At 65.1% G+C, this 17,529-nt stretch carries 19 protein-coding genes; 9 read left to right on the top strand and 10 right to left on the bottom strand.

Annotation, left to right across the window (positions count from 1 at the left end; all coding sequences use genetic code 11):
• Positions 1-242: 242 nt before the first annotated feature.
• Positions 243-953 (bottom strand): tetratricopeptide repeat protein, encoded by a 711-nt coding sequence (locus I6F28_RS02705; RefSeq protein WP_225139226.1) that lies wholly within the window; start codon positions 951-953, stop codon positions 243-245.
• Positions 954-1,168: 215 nt separating this feature from the next.
• Positions 1,169-1,492, bottom strand: a complete 324-nt coding sequence (locus I6F28_RS02700; protein ID WP_225139225.1) for a hypothetical protein — start codon at positions 1,490-1,492, stop codon at positions 1,169-1,171.
• A 361-nt stretch (positions 1,493-1,853) separates the two neighbouring features.
• On the opposite strand from I6F28_RS02700, the gene I6F28_RS02695 reads away from it, so the two are divergent.
• The gene (locus I6F28_RS02695) at positions 1,854-2,135 is read left to right on the top strand and encodes a hypothetical protein (RefSeq protein ID WP_225139224.1); all 282 of its coding nucleotides are present in this window, start codon (positions 1,854-1,856) and stop codon (positions 2,133-2,135) included.
• Positions 2,136-2,213: 78 nt separating this feature from the next.
• Here the strand turns inward: I6F28_RS02695 and I6F28_RS02690 are convergent, their stop codons facing one another.
• Together I6F28_RS02690 and I6F28_RS02685 are read right to left on the bottom strand one after the other, a co-directional pair.
• Entirely contained in the window at positions 2,214-2,417 is a 204-nt protein-coding gene (locus I6F28_RS02690) for a hypothetical protein (protein WP_050995847.1), read from the bottom strand.
• Between the two features lie 127 nt (positions 2,418-2,544).
• Complete coding sequence (locus I6F28_RS02685) at positions 2,545-3,657, bottom strand: helix-turn-helix transcriptional regulator (RefSeq protein ID WP_225139223.1); 1,113 nt, start codon at positions 3,655-3,657, stop codon at positions 2,545-2,547.
• Between the two features lie 655 nt (positions 3,658-4,312).
• On the opposite strand from I6F28_RS02685, the gene I6F28_RS02680 reads away from it, so the two are divergent.
• The 8 genes from I6F28_RS02680 to I6F28_RS02650 all read left to right on the top strand — a co-directional run bounded on the left by I6F28_RS02680 (position 4,313) and on the right by I6F28_RS02650 (position 10,789).
• A complete protein-coding gene (locus I6F28_RS02680) occupies positions 4,313-5,479 on the top strand; it encodes a cytochrome P450 (protein WP_225139222.1) in 1,167 nt (388 codons plus the stop codon).
• A 525-nt stretch (positions 5,480-6,004) separates the two neighbouring features.
• A complete protein-coding gene (locus I6F28_RS02675) occupies positions 6,005-6,955 on the top strand; it encodes a sulfonate ABC transporter substrate-binding protein (protein ID WP_225126223.1) in 951 nt (316 codons plus the stop codon).
• 2 nt (positions 6,956-6,957) lie between these two features.
• Entirely contained in the window at positions 6,958-7,080 is a 123-nt protein-coding gene (locus tag I6F28_RS37430; RefSeq protein ID WP_260344179.1) for a hypothetical protein, read from the top strand.
• A 9-nt stretch (positions 7,081-7,089) separates the two neighbouring features.
• Positions 7,090-8,253, top strand: coding sequence for an FMNH2-dependent alkanesulfonate monooxygenase (gene ssuD / locus I6F28_RS02670; protein WP_225139221.1), 1,164 nt, complete (start codon positions 7,090-7,092; stop codon positions 8,251-8,253).
• Entirely contained in the window at positions 8,250-9,056 is an 807-nt protein-coding gene (gene ssuC / locus I6F28_RS02665) for an aliphatic sulfonate ABC transporter permease SsuC (protein WP_035999023.1), read from the top strand. The genes ssuD and ssuC overlap by 4 nt, the downstream gene beginning before the upstream one ends.
• Positions 9,057-9,075: 19 nt before the next feature.
• A complete protein-coding gene (locus I6F28_RS02660; protein WP_225126218.1) occupies positions 9,076-9,924 on the top strand; it encodes an ATP-binding cassette domain-containing protein in 849 nt (282 codons plus the stop codon).
• A gap of 34 nt (positions 9,925-9,958) precedes the next feature.
• On the top strand, positions 9,959-10,540 hold the full coding sequence (locus tag I6F28_RS02655) for a flavin reductase family protein (RefSeq protein WP_109142566.1): 582 nt from the start codon (positions 9,959-9,961) through the stop codon (positions 10,538-10,540).
• Between the two features lie 93 nt (positions 10,541-10,633).
• Entirely contained in the window at positions 10,634-10,789 is a 156-nt protein-coding gene (locus I6F28_RS02650; protein WP_035999067.1) for a hypothetical protein, read from the top strand.
• 132 nt (positions 10,790-10,921) lie between these two features.
• Here I6F28_RS02650 and I6F28_RS02645 read toward each other — a convergent pair whose 3' ends face one another.
• The 6 genes from I6F28_RS02645 to fliF form a co-directional block, all read right to left on the bottom strand.
• Positions 10,922-12,070 (bottom strand): M20 family metallopeptidase, encoded by a 1,149-nt coding sequence (locus tag I6F28_RS02645; protein ID WP_225139220.1) that lies wholly within the window; start codon positions 12,068-12,070, stop codon positions 10,922-10,924.
• Positions 12,071-12,327: 257 nt separating this feature from the next.
• The gene (gene flbD, locus I6F28_RS02640; protein ID WP_035999037.1) at positions 12,328-13,713 is read right to left on the bottom strand and encodes a sigma-54-dependent transcriptional regulator FlbD; all 1,386 of its coding nucleotides are present in this window, start codon (positions 13,711-13,713) and stop codon (positions 12,328-12,330) included.
• A 51-nt stretch (positions 13,714-13,764) separates the two neighbouring features.
• The gene (gene fliN / locus I6F28_RS02635) at positions 13,765-14,115 is read right to left on the bottom strand and encodes a flagellar motor switch protein FliN (RefSeq protein ID WP_035704875.1); all 351 of its coding nucleotides are present in this window, start codon (positions 14,113-14,115) and stop codon (positions 13,765-13,767) included.
• A gap of 3 nt (positions 14,116-14,118) precedes the next feature.
• Positions 14,119-14,742 carry a FliH/SctL family protein gene (locus I6F28_RS02630; RefSeq protein ID WP_109142568.1) on the bottom strand — a complete coding sequence of 208 codons (624 nt, stop codon included), beginning with the start codon at positions 14,740-14,742 and terminating at the stop codon, positions 14,119-14,121.
• Positions 14,742-15,839 (bottom strand): flagellar motor switch protein FliG, encoded by a 1,098-nt coding sequence (gene fliG, locus I6F28_RS02625; protein ID WP_225139219.1) that lies wholly within the window; start codon positions 15,837-15,839, stop codon positions 14,742-14,744. Before fliG ends, I6F28_RS02630 begins: the two co-directional genes overlap by 1 nt.
• Positions 15,840-15,871: 32 nt before the next feature.
• Positions 15,872-17,482 (bottom strand): flagellar basal-body MS-ring/collar protein FliF, encoded by a 1,611-nt coding sequence (gene fliF, locus I6F28_RS02620; protein WP_225139218.1) that lies wholly within the window; start codon positions 17,480-17,482, stop codon positions 15,872-15,874.
• Between the last annotated feature and the right edge of the window lie 47 nt (positions 17,483-17,529).

The raw sequence follows: 17,529 nt of genomic DNA, 5'->3' as shown, positions 1-17,529 counted from the left end.
GCGGTTGCGGCACGTAGGGCCGATCCGAGGATGAGAACATGCCAGACTGGCTTCTTGCACCTATCTGCCTGGTCGCCTTGCTGGGAGTCATTGGCTACGCCTTTTACCAGGGCATGAGGGTCCCGCCGGATCGAAACAATACGAACTTTGGACCCGGCCAGAATGATGGTTGGTCCGGCGGCTCTGACGGCCATTCCGGAAGTTAGCAACGTCGGCGCGGCCGAACGTCCGACGAACCCGAGCTAACCCGACGATCGCTTCTCGACAGCCGCCGCGATTTTCTCCAGGGCGGCGTTTGTGTGCCGCAAGTCGACCAGCTGCTGTTCGCACATCTCGATGATCGTTCGTCCAGACCGCCATCCGAACGACCGTGCGCCCCCTCGGCAACAAAGCCAGATCAGCGCTGCCAGAAAGACGCCGGCAGCGAGCCAGGATAGCGCCTGCTTCCGGTCGACGTCCGCGAAGGCCTGGCGGAGGTCGCCCTTGCGCAGGTACGCAATCGCGCGGCTGCCGTAGGCGGCATAGTCGTGGGCATATTCGGGATCAACTGCGATCACCCGGTTGTAGTCGGCAATGGCACGGTCAAAATCGCCTTTGGCAAAATAGGCGTTGCCCCGGGCCATGATGGCGAAACCATCGTTCGCATTCAGCTGGATGCTGGCGGTGAAGTCTGCGATGGCGCGATCGTTGTCCCCTTTCCCGTGATAGGCATGGCCGCGCTCGCCGTATCCGACCCGCTTTCCGTAGTCCGATAGACCGGCTTCGAAGGCCTGATTGACGTCGGCTATCGCCCGGTCGTAGTCGCGCCGTTGATTGTAGATGTGCGACCGGTTCAGCAGTGAACCGCCAGACTTCGGGTTGGCTCGGATCGCCGCGGTGAAGTCCGCCAAGGCGCGGTCGCCGCGATCGGAGAAGCTTGTCCATGACCAGGAATAGCCGCGCGCATGATACAAATTGGCTAGGTCCTGGTCGTTGTAGTCTCCGCTTTGGATCGCGCGTGTGCAGGCGGCGATGGTCTCGGCAGCGGCCGCCTTCGATCCTTCCAGACAAGCCTGTCGATCGTCGGCAGTCGCGGGCCGGCTGACGACGGCGACTGCGAGGGCAACCAGCCAGATCCGCGCGGAAAATCCTGAGCGCATACTGCTGCTCACTTGTACCGGCGTTTGAGCTAACCCGGAGACGGCTTTTCCAGAGCCGCCGCGATCCTCTCCAGCAATGCATTGGTCCGCCTGTTTTCGGCGACCTGCTGCTCGTAGAGATCGACCCAACTCGTTCCGGATGACGAACGCCGGCTAAAACGCGCGTACCACAGCCAGAAGCCCATCAGCGCCAGGAATGGCAACCAGGACACGATCAGGCTGAACGCCCAGGATGAACCATCGCTTCCGCCTCGTGCGTTGACGAACGTAAACAAGACAACGAGAGCTCCGACGAGACTGACCCACAAGGCAATCAACAGAAGTCGAGATCGAAGCTTGGTCATTTCAGTCACGGCAGTTCCCTTTGGTCGGCTGACAAGGCCGATACTATCATGAGTTGATTTCTCCTCCATGCTCTCGCGCATGCGGTCGTTGCAACGTGGTTAGCCGTTTCTTTGCTGTACGCCTTGGCCATCATGACGCCCACCGTCACAAGGGCACACCGTGAAATTCGTTGCAATTGTCCGGATTGAGCCGGAAGCCGTCGTTGCCTTTCGCTCAGGACGTTCGCGCGAGGTCCCTCAGCGGAAATTAACGTTGCGTCGCCAACATGCTCGACATGCATTCCAAACGGCGTCGTCAAGTGCCCTATCTGGTTCACACCAACAGAGAGCTCGGCCTGATGCTCCGGGGCACCAAGCCCTCGCATATTTCATGGATATCGTCGGCCAGGAGCCGGACATCTGTATTCGGTATTGGCGCATGTTCGACCGGCATGTCGCTGAAGGCCGCCTGACGAAGCGCGAGCTGATCGAGCCATGTCCTGGGGCGCCGCAGCTCGAATATCGGATGCTGTTCTACACATTGCCCGGTCACGAGTGGCGGATTGACGCCACGCTTGCGCTGCTGACGAGCCCGGAGCCTGGTCCGATGATCGAGAACGGCGCTTCGGCGAATTGCTCGGTTACGAGACCTGGCAGATCGACCATTGGCTGACGCATGGTCGCTCGCCGACCGACGCTTAGCTTGCTGTCCCGCACACTGGCAACCCTGCAGCGCTCGAGGAGCCCCTTGCTATGCGGAAAGTCGGGAACGATAGGGCGCGGTGAGCAGCAGCATGAACAGCGCTCTCTCGGCCTGGTACTTTGCTGCGGGTCGACTGGCTTCCCGGCCCTGCATCACCACCGCCCCTTGAATGGTGCAGACGCTCCAGCTCCATGTCCTGCGCCTGCGCTGCGCCAGGGTCACTTCGAAGATCGGAAATTCCGGTCCCGCCATTGCCGCCGCTTCTCGCCAGACATCCAATTTGGGCGAAGTTGAACCCGGAGCGCCGGCCTGTGTCTTCACCCATTTGGGTGAAGCGAAGCTTGTCCCTGCCGACGCACGCCATCAAACAAGTCTGGCGTCAATCTCTCAGCGGTAATTTGGGGATCGCGCCGAAGAGGGCAGCTGCGCTCTTCTGGTTGCGCGTTCCCGTCTTGGCGAGGACGGCCTTGACCTGCGTGCGGATGGTTTCGCGGCTGAGCCCGTGATGCGCGGCGATGTCGCCGATCGTCTGTCCTTGCGCGATTCCGCGCGCAACGCGCGCCTCGCTCGGGGTGAGGTCGAACAGGCCGCGAATGAGGGCGAGGCTCGGGGCCTGCGAGGCGGTGACCGGCGTCGCGATGAGGAGGCCAACCGCTCCATCGAAGAGATCGCGGGCCTCGCCCGGCATCGAAACCAGATGAAGCACCACCCGATCGAGATCGCTGGCGCGACGCGCGGCGAAGGAGCACACGGCCTTGTCCGGCGCATCGAGTTGGGCGAGGCCGGCGCGCAGCAGGGTGTCGGCGGCGCGGTCCTTGATCGCGATCCGGTCCTTCGGCAACCATTGCAGAAGGTCGGTCATGGCTTCGATCAAGGCGTTGGCGGCCAGAACCCGCCCGGAGCGCGTGATCGCGAGGGCCGGCAAGCCGACCAGCGACAGCGCCTCGGTTGCCGCCCGCATCCGGGTGAGGCGCCAGCGTGTCGACAGCAAAGCCGCCCGCGCGAGATGGGGGCGAAAGCGGTCGAGAAAATCGAGGTCCTGCCGCGAAAAGGCGGGGCGGCCGGCCAGTCTTTCCATGTGGAAGACGATGATCTCACCGGACGGGCTGCGGACCGCCGTCGCGCAGGCGTGTTCGAAACCCCACTTCTTGTTCCATTCCACCCGATAGGGATCGCGCTCCCATTCCTCCGGCGAAAATGCCTCGTGCTCGCCGACGAAGCCGGGGTGATCAAGCGCCAGGAGTCGCGGGGTCGTCTCCGTCCGGCTGGAGAGGTCGCCACGCAGGAACGCCGAGAAAGCCTCGCGGATCGACGGCGACGTCACGACACCATTCCAGACACCGGACCATTGATCGGAGTCCGAGGTGATCATGACCATGCCATGCGCGCCCGCGGCATGAGCGATGTTCTCCAGGACGTCCGGCCAGAGCTCCGGAACGGTCGCTGCCTCGTGGATGCGGTCCACGATCTGCTCGAAATCGATGCCCGTCATTGCTGCGCTGGACCCATCAGATTCGACCGATCTTTCAGACGCGCGGCGTGCATTTCTGCAGCAGCCTTCGTGCTTCGCCCGCCCAAGGCCCTTGATACCAATCCGCTTCGGCGGAACCAATTGCTACTATTTCCCAAGCCGGCCCGGATGGACGGCTAGCAGAAATCATGTCCATATATCAACTATTTGACAGGTCAGAGGTTGTCCCGGCGGCTTTCAAGGTCGGTCTGATCCCGTAAGCCGGGGGCAGCGCTGAATGGACCACGGTTCTCGGCGCATCAACCTATCGGCGTTCGCGGATAGAGGAGGCGAGCATGATCCTCATATGGCTTGGAGTGCTCCTTGTTTTCGGCGGCCTATTCCAAATGGCGTTTCAGCCCATTTGGCGAGGTCGATTCAGTGGTGGGAAGTGGCTTGGCTCCGGACGTGACACGCTGGAGCCTGAAAGGCCCGGTAGCGGCTTCGGCGTCAAATCGAACTGGCCTGGACTTGTGATGGTCGCGCTTGGCGGCGCTTTCTTGCTGGCCGGAGCTGCCATCTGAGTTGAAAGCGGACAAAGGCAGCTTTTGGCCCGCCTGTCCCAATCCATGGGGACAGACGGCGGCAACTGAAAGGCGCTAGCCTCGGCATCGAGGAGACGACAAGGGAGCGAAGCTTGAGCACCGCGCCGCGCATCGAGATCGACCCGGCTGCCTTCTGGGCCGACCCCTATCCGATGCTCGCCAAGATGCGGAAGGAGGCGCCGATCGCCTTCGTGCCGCAGCTCGGCTCGACGCTGCTGACGAGCCGCGACGACATCTCGATCTCCGAGAAGCAGATCGACGTGTTCTCCTCGCACCAGCCCGCCGGCCTGATGAACCGGCTGATGGGCCACAACATGATGCGCAAGGACGGCGAAGCGCATCTCGTCGAGCGCCGCGCCATGTTTCCGACGGTCTCGCCGAAGACGGTGAAGGGCTACTGGACCGCCCAGTTCCAGGCCCATGCGGATCGCATCATCGCTTCGCTCGAACCGGGCCGGATCGATCTGATGCGCGACTTCGCGCTGCCGTTCTCCGGCGAATGCCTGAAGTCGATCACCGGCCTCACCAATATCGGCTTTCAGGACATGGATTCGTGGTCGCAAGGCATGATCGAAGGCATCGCCAATTATGCCGGCGACCCCGCGGTCGAGGCGCGCTGTCATGCGGCAACCGTGGGCATCGACGCCGCGATCGACGACATCCTGCCGGTGATGCGCAAGCATCCCGACCAGAGCATTTTGGGCGTGCTGCTCGCCTCGGGCATGCCGATGGAGAGCGTGCGCGCCAACGTCAAGCTCGCCATCTCGGGCGGCCAGAACGAGCCGCGCAAGGCGATCGCCGGCACGGTCTGGGCGCTGCTGACCCATCCCGACCAGCTCGATCTGGTCCTGCGCGGGGAGGTGTCGTGGCTGCAAGCCTTCGAGGAATATGCCCGCTGGATCTCGCCGATCGGCATGTCGCCGCGCCGTATCGCAAAACCCTGGACCATTCGCGATGTGGCGTTCGAGCTCGACGAGCGCGTGTTCCTGATGTTCGGCTCCGCCAACCGCGACGAGAAGCATTTCGAGCGCGCCGATCAGTTCGACGTGCGGCGCGACACCTCCAAGAGCGTCGCCTTCGGCGCCGGCCCGCATTTCTGCGCCGGCGCCTTCGCCTCGCGCGCCATGATCGCCGACGTCGCGCTGCCGACATTGTTCGCGCGGGCCTCGCGCATCGAGCTCGCCGAGGACGAAGAGGTGCGGATCGGCGGCTGGGCCTTCCGCGGGCTGCAGAATCTGCCGGTGAGGTGGGAGCGATAGGCCGGTGGTGCTCGTGGCACGTCGCCCGTCACACGTTCGGTGTCATCGCCCGGCTTGACCGGGCGATCCAGTACTCCGAGACAGTTGTGGTTGAATCGCCGGGCCGCGGCGTACTGGATTCCCCGCCTTCGCGGGGAATGACGGCGAGAGGGTGGAGGGAGCTCCGCGCCTCGGCACCCACTACGAAATCATGCCATTCTGCCGCTGTTTTGCCCGACGAGTCAACCGCACTTCGGATAATACGTAAGTCGTTGTTTTCGCACGCCCGGCTACTGTGCATGGGGTTGTTTTGCGACTTTTTATGTTCCGCCGGTCCGGGCTCGACCAAATCCGTGGAGCCCTCACATTCGCGTGCAGAAAAATTCCATCCTCATTCGCTTCGCCGCTTGAAAGATTAGTCACGCGCGCGGCATGCAGCGCAGTGCTCGCATCGCTATTTTCGCGGACGTCTCGACACTTCCGATGACGCGCACCATCATTCGGTAAACGTGAATGATGACGGCCGCACGCGGCCGGGAGTGTGGAATGCAGCGTCGAGACTTTCTGAAACTTTCGGTTGGAACTGCGGCCGCCGCCGCGTTCGCATCGCCTGCGATCGCGCAAGGGGCGGTGAAGGAAATTCGTATCGGCTACCAGAAGACCGGCGTGCTGGTCATCACGCGCCAGCAGGCTGCCCTGGAAAGACATTTCGCAGCCTCAGGCATCGAGGTGAAGTGGATCGAGTTCTCCTCGGGCCCGCCGATGATGGAGGCGATGAACGTCGGCAGCGTCGATTTCGGCGCGGTCGGAGATTCCCCGCCTGTGTTCGCCCAGGCCGCGGGCGCGGCGATCGTCTACGCCGCCGGCCAGCCCATCACCAACGGCCAGGGCATCCTGGTCCCCAAGGATTCGCCGATCCGCGACATCAAAGACCTCAAGGGCAAGCGCATCGGCTTCACCAAGGGCTCCAGCGCCCACAACGTCGTGGTGCAGACGCTGGAGAAGGCCGGCCTCACCTATGCCGACATCACGCCGGTCTACCTGACGCCGCCGGATGCCGGCCCCGCCTTCGCCAATGGCAGCATCGAAGCGTGGGCGATCTGGGATCCCTATTTCGCCATCGGCGAGACCAAGCAGAACGGCCGCATCCTGATCAATGCGCGCGAGGTCACCAAGACCAATTCCTTCTACATCGCCAACCGCGAGTTCGCGAAGAACCATGCGGCGATCCTGCAGCAGATCGTCGACGTGACGACCGCGGCCGGCCAATGGGCCGAGCAGCACCGCGACGAGGTCGCAAGATCGCTCGCCGCGATCACCGGCGTTCCCTTGGATATCCAGACCGTCGCCGCCAATCGCGCGAACTTCGTGGTCGGCCCCGTCACCGACGAGATCGTTGCGACCCAGCAGGGCGTCGCCGACCGCTTCTACGAGCTCGGCCTGATCCCGAAGCCGATTCATATTCGCGACATCGTCTGGCGCAACCCGGCAGCCTGACCGTGCCGACAACTCTTCCCGTTCAAAAAGGTCTGAACATGAAGCGCATCGTTCAACGCGTGATCGCAGCCATCGTGCTGTCGATCGGCATCGTCGCGGCCGCCGTCGGCACCACTTACGGCTAGGGGCAATCCATGAGCCAATCCAACGCCAACATCCTCTGGTTCCTGCCGACCCATGGTGACGGCCGCTATCTCGGCACCGGCATCGGCGGCCGCGAGGTCAACTTCAACTATCTGCGCCAGATCGCGCAGGCCGCCGATCAGCTCGGCTATTTCGGCGTGCTGTTGCCGACCGGGCGGTCCTGCGAGGATTCCTGGATCGTTGCGTCCTCGGTCGCGCCGTTCACTGAGCGGTTGCGCTATCTCGTCGCCGTTCGTCCCGGCCTGCAATCGCCGAGCGTAGCCGCGCGCATGACCGCGACGCTCGATCGCATCTCGAACGGCCGGCTCCTCGTCAACGTCGTCACCGGCGGCGATCCCGTCGAGAACAAGGGCGACGGCATCTTCCTCGGCCACGACGAGCGCTACGAGGTCACCCGCGAGTTCCTCAACGTCTACAGCGACCTGCTCGCCGGCAAGACGGTGAACGTCGGAGGCAAGCACATCCGCATCGAGGGCGGCAAGCTGCTGTTTCCCTCCGTGCAGTCGCCGCGCCCGCCGCTCTATTTCGGCGGCTCCTCCGATGCCGGCATCGACGTCGCCGTCGACACCGTCGACAAATATCTCACCTGGGGCGAGCCGCCGGCGCTGGTCGCCGAGAAGATCGCGAAGGTGAGGGAGGTTGCCGCCGCTCGTGGCCGCAAACTCTCCTTCGGCATCCGTCTACACGTCATTGTCCGCGAGACCAACGAAGAAGCCTGGCACGCCGCAAACGAGCTGATCAGGCACGTCAGCGACGACACCATCGCGCTGGCCCAGAAGAACTTTGCCCGTATGGACTCGGTCGGTCAGCAGCGCATGGCGCAGCTCCACGGCGGCAAGCGCGACAAGCTCGAGATCGCGCCGAACCTGTGGGCCGGCGTCGGCCTCGTCCGCGGCGGCGCCGGCACGGCGCTGGTCGGCGACGCCCAGACGGTTGCGGCCCGCATCAAGGAGTATCAGGATCTCGGCATCGATACCTTCATCATGTCGGGCTATCCGCATCTGGAGGAAGCCTATCGCTTCGCCGAGCTGGTGTTCCCGCTGCTCGCGCTGGAGCAGCCGAGCAACGTGACGAAGCTGCATTTCAACGGCGGTCCGTTCGGCGAGACCGTCGGCAGCGATTTCCGTCCGCAGCACCGGGTGTCGCAGTCATGAGCCTGATCGACAGCATTTCGCTTCCGCGCAGCATCCGCCTGCCGCGGGCCGACGGCCTGATCCAGTGGATCGTGCCGCTCGCCATCATCGCGGTCTGGCAGGTCGCGAGCGTCACCGGCTTCGTGCCGACGCGGGTGCTGCCGGCCCCGAGCGACGTCGTGCTCGCGGGCTGGAAGCTGCTGGTCTCCGGTGAGCTCGTCCGCAACATCTGGGTGTCGTTCTGGCGCGCCTCGGTCGGCTTTTTGATCGGCGGCAGCATCGGCTTCGCCTTCGGCCTCGCCAACGGCCTGTCGCAGCTCTCGGCCAGGCTCACCGATACCACCCTGCAGATGGTGCGCAACGTGCCGCATCTGGCGCTGATCCCGCTGGTCATCCTCTGGTTCGGCATCGACGAAAGCGCAAAGCTCTTCCTGGTGGCGCTCGGGGTGTTCTTCCCGATCTATCTCAACACGCTGCACGGCATCCGCACCGTCGATCCGCAGCTGATCGAGATGGGCCGCATCTACGGCATGACCGATGGCGAACTGTTCCGCCGCGTCATCTTCCCGGGCGCGCTGCCCTCGATCTTCGTCGGCATCCGCTTTGCGCTCGGCATCATGTGGCTGACGCTGATCGTCGCCGAGACCATCGCGGCCTCTTCCGGCCTCGGCTACATGGCGATGCAAGCGCGCGAGTTCATGCTGATCGACGTCGTCGTGCTCTCGATCCTGATCTACGCCCTGCTCGGCAAGCTCGCCGACAGCGCCTCCCGCGTGCTGGAGCGTCTGACGCTCTCCTGGCACCCCGCCTTCCAGAAACGTTGAGCAAAATACTGGGAATCACATGCAGACAGCGCTTCGTACCTCTCTTCCCGAGACCGAGCTCGCCGGCCGCGCCGCTTTCGCCCCACACGCCCGCGTGGTGCGCGAGGAGCGGCAAAAAGAACACCGAGTTCAGGCCAGCGGCCTGCCGCTCAGCATCCGCGGCTTGCGCAAATCCTTCGGTAACAACGAGGTGCTGCGCGGCATCGACCTGCACATTCCCGCCGGCCAGTTCGTCGCGATCGTCGGCAAGAGCGGCTGCGGCAAGAGCACCTTGCTGCGCCTGATCGCCGGCCTCGACAAGATCGATGCCGGCAGCATCAGCTTCGGGCAGGATATTCAGCCCGAGGACATCCGCGTGATGTTCCAGGAGCCGCGGCTGCTGCCCTGGGCCCGCGTGCTCGCCAATGTCGAGGTCGGCCTCGGCCGCGATCGTGCCTCGAGCGATGCGCATGCCCGCGCCGAGAAGGCGCTGATCGAGGTCGGCCTCGCCGACAAGCGCGATCAATGGCCCTCGGTGCTCTCAGGGGGCCAGAAGCAGCGCGTCGCGCTCGGCCGTGCGCTGGTCTCGCGCCCGCGCGTGCTCGCCTTCGACGAGCCGCTCGGCGCGCTGGACGCGCTGACCCGCATCTCGATGCAGCGGCTCCTCGAGCGGGTCTGGCGCGATCAGGGCTTTACCGCGATCCTGGTGACCCACGATGTCTCGGAAGCCGTGGCGCTGGCCGACCGCGTGCTCGTCATCGAGGAGGGCCGCATCGCCCATGACGTCACGGTTAACGCCGCCCGGCCGCGCCAGCGCGGCTCGGCCGAGCTTGCCGGGCTCGAAGGCTCCATCCTGAGCCACCTGTTGTCGGCGGACGATCGTACCTAAATAAAGGGAACCCCCGCTTGCGGGGAGTAGCGCCATGAATGTAGTGCCCCGCGAGCTCATGACCGAAATTCCCGTCTCGTCCGCCGATTTCCGCGGCGCCATGCGCCACCTCACCGGCGGCGTCAGCATCATTACGGCCGGGCGGGGCAAGGACATCTCCGGCATGACTGTGACCTCGGTCACCTCGCTGTCGGTCGAGCCGCCGACGCTGCTGGTCAGCATCAACCGCGACGCCTCGTCGTTTCCGCTGATCCGCCGCCACGGCGCCTTCGGCGTGAACATCCTCAATGCTGACCAACTCGACATTGCCGAACGCTTTGCCGGCAAGGGCGGGCTGAAGGGTGCGGATCGCTTTGTAGGCAGCCAGTGGGTGACGGCAGTCTCTGGTGTCCCGCTGCTGGCCGGCGCGCTCTCGGCCTTCGATTGCGAAGTCGAGGAGATCGTCGAACGGCACTCGCACGGCATCGTCATCGGCCGTGTCAGGGATATCAGGAGCTCGACTCGCAATGCCGCGCTGGCCTATTGGCACGGCCAATACGTGGCGGTCGACCAGGACGAAGACGCGGCCCGGCTCGCCGATGTCAGCCTTCCCGCGCGCGGCCGGCGCGGCATTTGATCGCCGTCGGCGAGCCTCGCGCAAGGCTGGCCTTTTCCGCCTCGTCGCTCTAGAAGCGCTCCTGACTGTCCCGCCGGACGCATGGAGCGGACGATGAAGCGCGTGGCTACCTTGATCTTCTACGCCATCGGCGCGCTCGCGATCGCCTATCTCGCGCTCTACGCCTACGCGATGTTCTCTGGCTCTCCGATCGTGCCGGGCGATCCCATCCACATCTTCCGCAAGCCGGATGCGCCGAGCTATTCGTGACGGTCTCGTAGGGTGGGTTAGCCGTAGGCGTAACCCACCACTGTTTGTCTCCACGGAAAATGACGAGGTGGGTTACGCCGAGCAGATGCGCTTTGCGCATCTGCAGGGCTAACCCACCCTACGCACCTGTGTTTACCCCCGCAGAATCGCCAGCGCCAGCGCCTGCGCGCGCGGCACGATGCTGTCGATCTCCAGATATTCCTCCGGCGTGTGCGCGAGCCCGCCGACCGGGCCGAGACCGCAAATGGTCGGCGTGCCCACGGCGGCGGTGAAGCCGGAATCGGCGCAGCCGCCGGAGAACTCGCCCTGCAGCGTGGTGAGGCCCACCTGCCTTGCGGCCGCCTGATAGTTTTCGAACAGCGCCTTCGACTCCGCGCTCTGCACCACCGGCACGAACTCGCCCTTGATCGACAGCGTCGCGCTGGTGCCGGGCACGTAAGGCGTCGCGACGATCTTCTCGATCGCACCCATGATCCGCGCGCGATCGGCCGGATCGACATAGCGCAGGTCGATCTGCCCTTCCGCGTAAGGCGCGGTCGTGTTGACGGACTGCCCACCCGAGACGAGGCCCACATTGAGCGTGATGCCCTTGTCTAGGTCGGTGAGCGCGTGGATCTGGACGATCTTGTGCGCGAGCTCGCCGATGGCGCTGACGCCGGCGGCGAAGTTGGCGCCGGAATGCGCGGCCTTGCCGGTGATGGCCATGTGCATGAAGATGCCGCCCTTGCGCCCCGTCACGACGTTGCCGGTCGGGCGGCCAGGCTCGGAATTGTACACGGCGCGCGCCGCGCGTCCTTCGCGCTCGATCACCGGCCGCGAGGAGGGCGAGCCGATCTCTTCGTCCGAGGTGATCAGCACCTTGATCGGATGCGGTGAGCCGCCGAACTTGTGGAAGGCGGCGGCCACGAACACGTTCATGACGAGGCCGGACTTCATGTCGGCGACACCGGGTCCATAGGCGCGGCCATCCCGGATCGTGAACGGCCGCCGCGCAGCCTCGCCCTTGCCGAACACCGTGTCGCGGTGTCCCATCAACAGCACCGGCTTCTCGTTGCTGCCGGGCTTTGCCACCTCGGCATGGATCGCGTCGCCGAACGTGCCGTGGCTTTCGCGCCGGAACGGAATGCCATGCTCGGCAAAGTACCGCTCGAACCGCGCACCGACCGCATCGACGCCTTCCTTGTCGTAGGAGCCGGAATCGATGTTCACGACGTCGCGGAGCAGGTCGATCATCGCCTGCTTCTGCGACGCCAGCCAATCCGTGATTTGAGCTTCAGACATGTGGTCCCTCGCGTGGTTTTCGGGCGGGGTTATAGGGCGTGCCGCGCGGATGGCATAGTCACGTGGCGCGGTTCGGTCATGCGAAGGATGCTCTTGAGGTTCGTCATTGCGAGCGCAGCGAAGCAATCCGGTCTGTCGCCGCCGAGGGATTCTGGATTGCTTCGCTGCGCTCGCAATGACGGGGTGGCGGCCTGCGCCAAACGAAAAATGCCCGGACTTGGCCCGGGCATTCGCGTCCGCTCGATGGTCGCGGGCGTCTACGCCCCCATCATCGGCATCCGCGGATATTCCCCGGGCGTGCCTGCGGGCGGGATTGGGATGCCGCCGTCGGCATATTCGTTGAGCTTGTTGCGCAGCGTGCGGATCGAGATGCCGAGAATGTTGGCGGCATGGGTGCGGTTGCCGAGGCAGTGCTTCAGCGTCTCCAGGATCAGGTCGCGTTCGACGTCGGCGACGGTGCGCCCCACCAGCGCGCGCGTCACCTGCTCGGCGGCCATGGTGGCATGCGCCACGGCCGGGGCGGTCTTGGCGAGGTCGAGGCGGTCGCCGTCCGGCGTGATGATGGCGTCGGGCCCGATTTCGTCGCCCTGGGCCATCAGCACCGCGCGGTGCATGGTGTTTTCGAGCTCGCGGACGTTGCCCTGCCAGCGGTTGGCGGAGAGCACGCGGCGCGCCTCGGCCGAGAGCGGACGCAGCGGCACGCCGTTGGCGTCGGCATATTTCTTCACGAAGTGCTGGGCGAGCTCGAGGATGTCGGCGGGACGCTCGCGCAGCGGCGGGATCTTCAAATTCACGACGTTGAGGCGGAACAGCAAGTCCTCGCGGAACGTGCCCTCTCGCACGGCCTCGGCGAGATTGCGGTTCGAGGTCGCGATGATGCGGATGTCGACCGGAACCGGCTTGGTGCCGCCGACGCGGTCGATCACACGCTCCTGGATGGCGCGCAGCAGTTTCGATTGCAGGCGAACGTCCATCTCCGAGATTTCGTCGAGCAGCAGCGTGCCGCCGGTCGCCTCCTCGAACTTGCCGATGCGGCGGGCGACCGCGCCGGTGAAGGCGCCCTTCTCGTGGCCGAACAGCTCGGATTCCAGCAGGTGCTCCGGGATGGCGGCGCAGTTGATCGAGATGAACGGACGCTTGGCCCGGGCCGAACGGGAGTGAACGTAGCGGGCCAGCACTTCCTTGCCCGTGCCGGATTCGCCGGTGATCATCACCGAGGCGTCCGAGCCGGCGATCTGCTGGGCGAGCTTGATCACCTTTGCCATCGCATCGTCACGGTAGACCAGCTCGCGGGAATCGTTGGCGACGGCAGCCAGCACCGCGGCGATCAGCTCCGGATCTGGCGGCAGCGGGATGTATTCCTTGGCCCCGGCATGGATCGCAGCGACCGCGGCGCGGGCGTCGTTGGTGATGCCGCAGGCGACGATCGGGGCGTGGATGTGCTCGGCTTCCAGCCGCAGCACGAGGTCGCGGATGTCGAGCGCGACGTCGACCAGCAGGAGGTCGGCGCCCTTGCCCCCGCGCAGCACGCGCATCGCCTGCTCGTGATCCTCGGCATGGGTCACGGTGGCGCCGTTCTCCATCGCGATCTTGGTGGCGGTGGTGAGCTGGCCCTTCAATGTGCCAACGATGAGAAGCCGCATGTCAGTCTCCTGTCCGTCTGCTCGCGCCGTCGCGCGTCATGTCCTTGCGTCTCAGCCGCGTTCGGCCTTGATGATTTCCGTCATGGTCACGCCGAGCTTGTCCTCGACCAGGACGACCTCGCCGCGGGCGACCAGCTTGTTGTTGACGTAGATGTCGATGGCCTCGCCGACGCGCCGGTCGAGCTCTAGCACGGTGCCCGGTCCGAGCTTCAGGAGCTCGCCGACGTCCATCTTGGAGCGGCCGAGCACGGCCGAGACCTGCACCGGCACGTCGAACACCGCCTCGAGGTCGGCGGCGGCACGCGCCGCATATTCGTCCTCGTTGTAGCCGACGTCGGTGCCGGCAGGCGGCATCGGGCCGTTGAGATCGGGCAGCGGGACCTGTCCGTCGGTGTCGCTCATGGTTTAGCTCCCCCTGCGGGACGCGATATAGCGTCCGACCATTTCGTCGATCTTGGCCGCAATGGCGCCGCGCTCCAGCACGACGCCGCCATCGGCCCATTCGATCCGGCAGTCGCCGGTGGCAATTTCCGGCTCGGCCAGGATCACCAGCCGGCCCTCGAAGCCGCTCTGCTTGGCGAGCCGCTCGATCTTCTCGCGCGCGCTGTCGTAGAGCGAATCGTTGATGCGGACGACGAGATGCGGCGTCGCGACCAGATGCGAGAAGCAGTCCTTGACCAGCGCGATGACCTCGCCGAGCGGCTCGGCGGCGACAAGGTCGGCGCACAGCTTGCGCGCCACCGCGATCGCGACCTCGACCGCCTCGGTCTCCATCCTGGTCTCGATGTTGCCGATGCCGGCGGCGACGCCGCGGATGGCGATGTTGATCTCTTCCATCGCGAGCGCGACGCGACGGTCGCTCTCGGCCTTAGCCTCGCGCTGGCCGGCGGCAAAGCCGTCCTGATAGGCGCGGGCCTCGGCTTCCGCGACCTTCTGCGCGATCTCGGCCGCGGTCGCGGCCTTCTCGCGCGTCGCCCGTTCGGGCGCCGCGAAGTCGGTATCGAACAGGAATTTTGCCGGAGCGGCCATCAGTACACCAGCTCGTCGTCGGCGCGGTTCTTGGTCAGCATGATCTCACCCTTGGCGGCGAGGTCCTTGGCGAGATTGACCAGCAGCGCCTGGGCCTCGTCAACGTCGCGCAGGCGCACGGGGCCCATCGCCGCCATGTCGTCCTGGAGCATCTTGGCCGCGCGCGAGGACATGTTGCCGAAGAAGAAATTGCGGACGTCCTCGTTCGCGCTCTTGAGCGCGACGCCGAGCTTGTCCTTGTCGACGTTGCGCATCAAGGTCTGGGCGGAGCCGGAATCGAGCTTCACGAGGTCGTCGAAGGTGAACATCAGCGCCTTGATGCGCTCGGCGGATTCGCGGTTGTCCTCTTCCAGAGAGGTGATGAAGCGGGTCTCGGTCTGGCGATCGAAATTGTTGAAGATTTCCGCCATGACCTCGTGGGCGTCGCGGCGGCGGGTCTGCGACAGGTTGGACATGAATTCGGTGCGCAGCGTCTTCTCGACACTCTCGATCACCTCCTTCTGCACCGCCTCCATCTTCAGCATGCGGTTGACGACGTCGAGCGCGAGCTCCTCGGGCAGGATGCCGAGCACGCGCGCGGCGTGCTCCGGCTTCAGCTTCGACAGCACCACGGCGATGGTCTGCGGGTATTCGTTCTTGAGATAGTTGGCGAGAACCTCTTCCTGCACGTTGGAGAGCTTCTCCCACATGTTGCGCCCGGCGGGACCGCGGATCTCGTCCATGATGCCGTTGACGCGTTCCGGCGGCAGGTATTGCTGGAGCAGCCGCTCGGTGGCGTCGAAATTGCCCATCAGAGCGCCCGAGGCCGACATGCGCGAGACGAATTCGAGCAGCATGTCCTCGACGGTGTCGACTTCGACGGTGCCGAGCGTCGACATCTCCAGCGAGAGCTGGCGCACCTCGTCGTCGTCGAGCAGGCCCCAGATCTTGCCGCCATATTGCTCGCCGAGCGCCAGCATCAGGATCGCGGCACGCTTCGGCCCGGGCAGCTGCTCGAGGCCCTTGCCGTCGGCGGCGCGATTGCCGGCGCGCTGACCCAGCGTGGAGATCACGCTGGTGATGTCGTTCGAGTTGGCGTTTTGCAAGGTGGCGGCCATGTCAGATCACTTCTTGATGCACTTGGCTTCGGTTATTTCGTCGGCTCAGTCAGCCACTGGCGGATGATTGCGACGGTTTCGTTGGGATTGCGTTCGGCGAGCTCGCCGACGCGGTGAACGGACTGGGCGTGGACCTGGCCCTGAATGGTGGCGACGTCGATGGCGCTGGTGCCGCCGCTCGGCAGCAGCGGCTGGCCGGCCGGCGCGGCCTCTTCCGAGGCGGCTGGGCCCGTCAGCACGCCGGAGATGGCGGCGGCGACCTCGTCGGAGGCGAGAATGCGCTTGACCAGCGGGCGGATCACCAGGAACAGCACGACGAGGCCGAGCAGCATCATCACGCCGAGCTCGACGAAGTACATGACATCGTCCTTGGTGAACTGCAGCATGCCGAGAAAGCCGCTGGGCTCGCCGATCGGGGCGGTGGAGGGCGCGTCGGCGAAGCGCAGATTGACGACCTCGACCTGGTCGCCGCGCTTCTGGTCGAAGCCGATCGCCGAGCGCACCAGCGTGGCGATGCGGTCGAGCTGCTCCTTGGTGCGGTCCTGGTAGGCCAGCTCGCCCTTGTCGTTCTTGCTGTAGATGCCGTCGACCAGCACCGCGACCGAGATGCGGTTGACCCGGCCGGCCTCGGTCACCTCGGTCTTGGTGGTGCGGGAGATCTCGTAATTGTTGGTCTCCTCGGTCTTTTTGCTCTGGTCCTTGGGCGCGACGCCGTTGTTCTGCTGGTTGCCGGGCAGCTCGTTGTTGACGGTGACCTGGCCGTTGTTGTCGGCGGTCATGCTCTGCTCTTCGCGGGTCTGGCTCGAGCGCAACACGCGGCCTTCGGGGTCGAACTTGTCCGAGGTCTGGGTGACCTTGTTGACGTCGAAATCGGCGGAGAGCTGCACGCGGGCGCGGCCCGAGCCGACCACGGAGGAGACGATGTCCTCGACCTGCTTGCGCATCCGCTTCTCGAAGGCGATGCGGCGTTCCTCGCCGATCGCCTGTTCCGGATCGGTCTGGGCGCCGTCGGCGAGCAGCTGGCCGGCCTCGTCGACGATCGAGACCCGCTGCGGCTTCAGGCCGTTGACGGCGGAGGCGACGAGGTGGCGGATGGCGCGGATCTGCTGGGCTTCCAGCGCGCCGCGGACGCGCACCACGATCGAGGCCGACGGCTCCGGCGCCTCGCGGGCGAACAGCGGGCGCTCGGGCAGCACCAGGTGGACGCGGGCGGCCTGGATGCGGTCGATGGCGCGGATGGTGCGGGCGAGCTCGCCCTCGAGCGCGCGCAAATGATTGATGTTCTGGACAAAGGAGGTGGTGCCGAGCGCGTCCGACTTGTCGAACACCTCATAGCCGACGCCGCCGCCCTTGGGCAGGCCGCCCTCGGCGAGCTTCATCCGCAGCCGCGTGACCTTGTCCTTGGGCACCATGATGATGGAGCCCTCATTGCGGATCTCGAACTGGATGCCCTGGCGTTCCAGGTCCTTGATGATGCTGGAGGAGTCTTCGACTGACAGGTCCGTGAACAGCGTCGTCATCTGCGGCGTGGTGACACGCATGATGACGAAGGCAAAGAAGCCGATGAGCGCGGCGGTGACCGCGATCATCGCCCCGAACCGGGCGGCACCGATACTTTTTAAGAAGTCCGCAAGACCTTGCAAGCAACCGCCCCGACCAATCCGACCCGCAACCGAGCGGTCGACTGGGC

This window comes from Bradyrhizobium sp. NBAIM14 (assembly GCF_020193895.1).
GTDB lineage: Bacteria > Pseudomonadota > Alphaproteobacteria > Rhizobiales > Xanthobacteraceae > Bradyrhizobium > Bradyrhizobium yuanmingense.
This window is presented reverse-complemented; position numbering and strand designations above follow the sequence as displayed.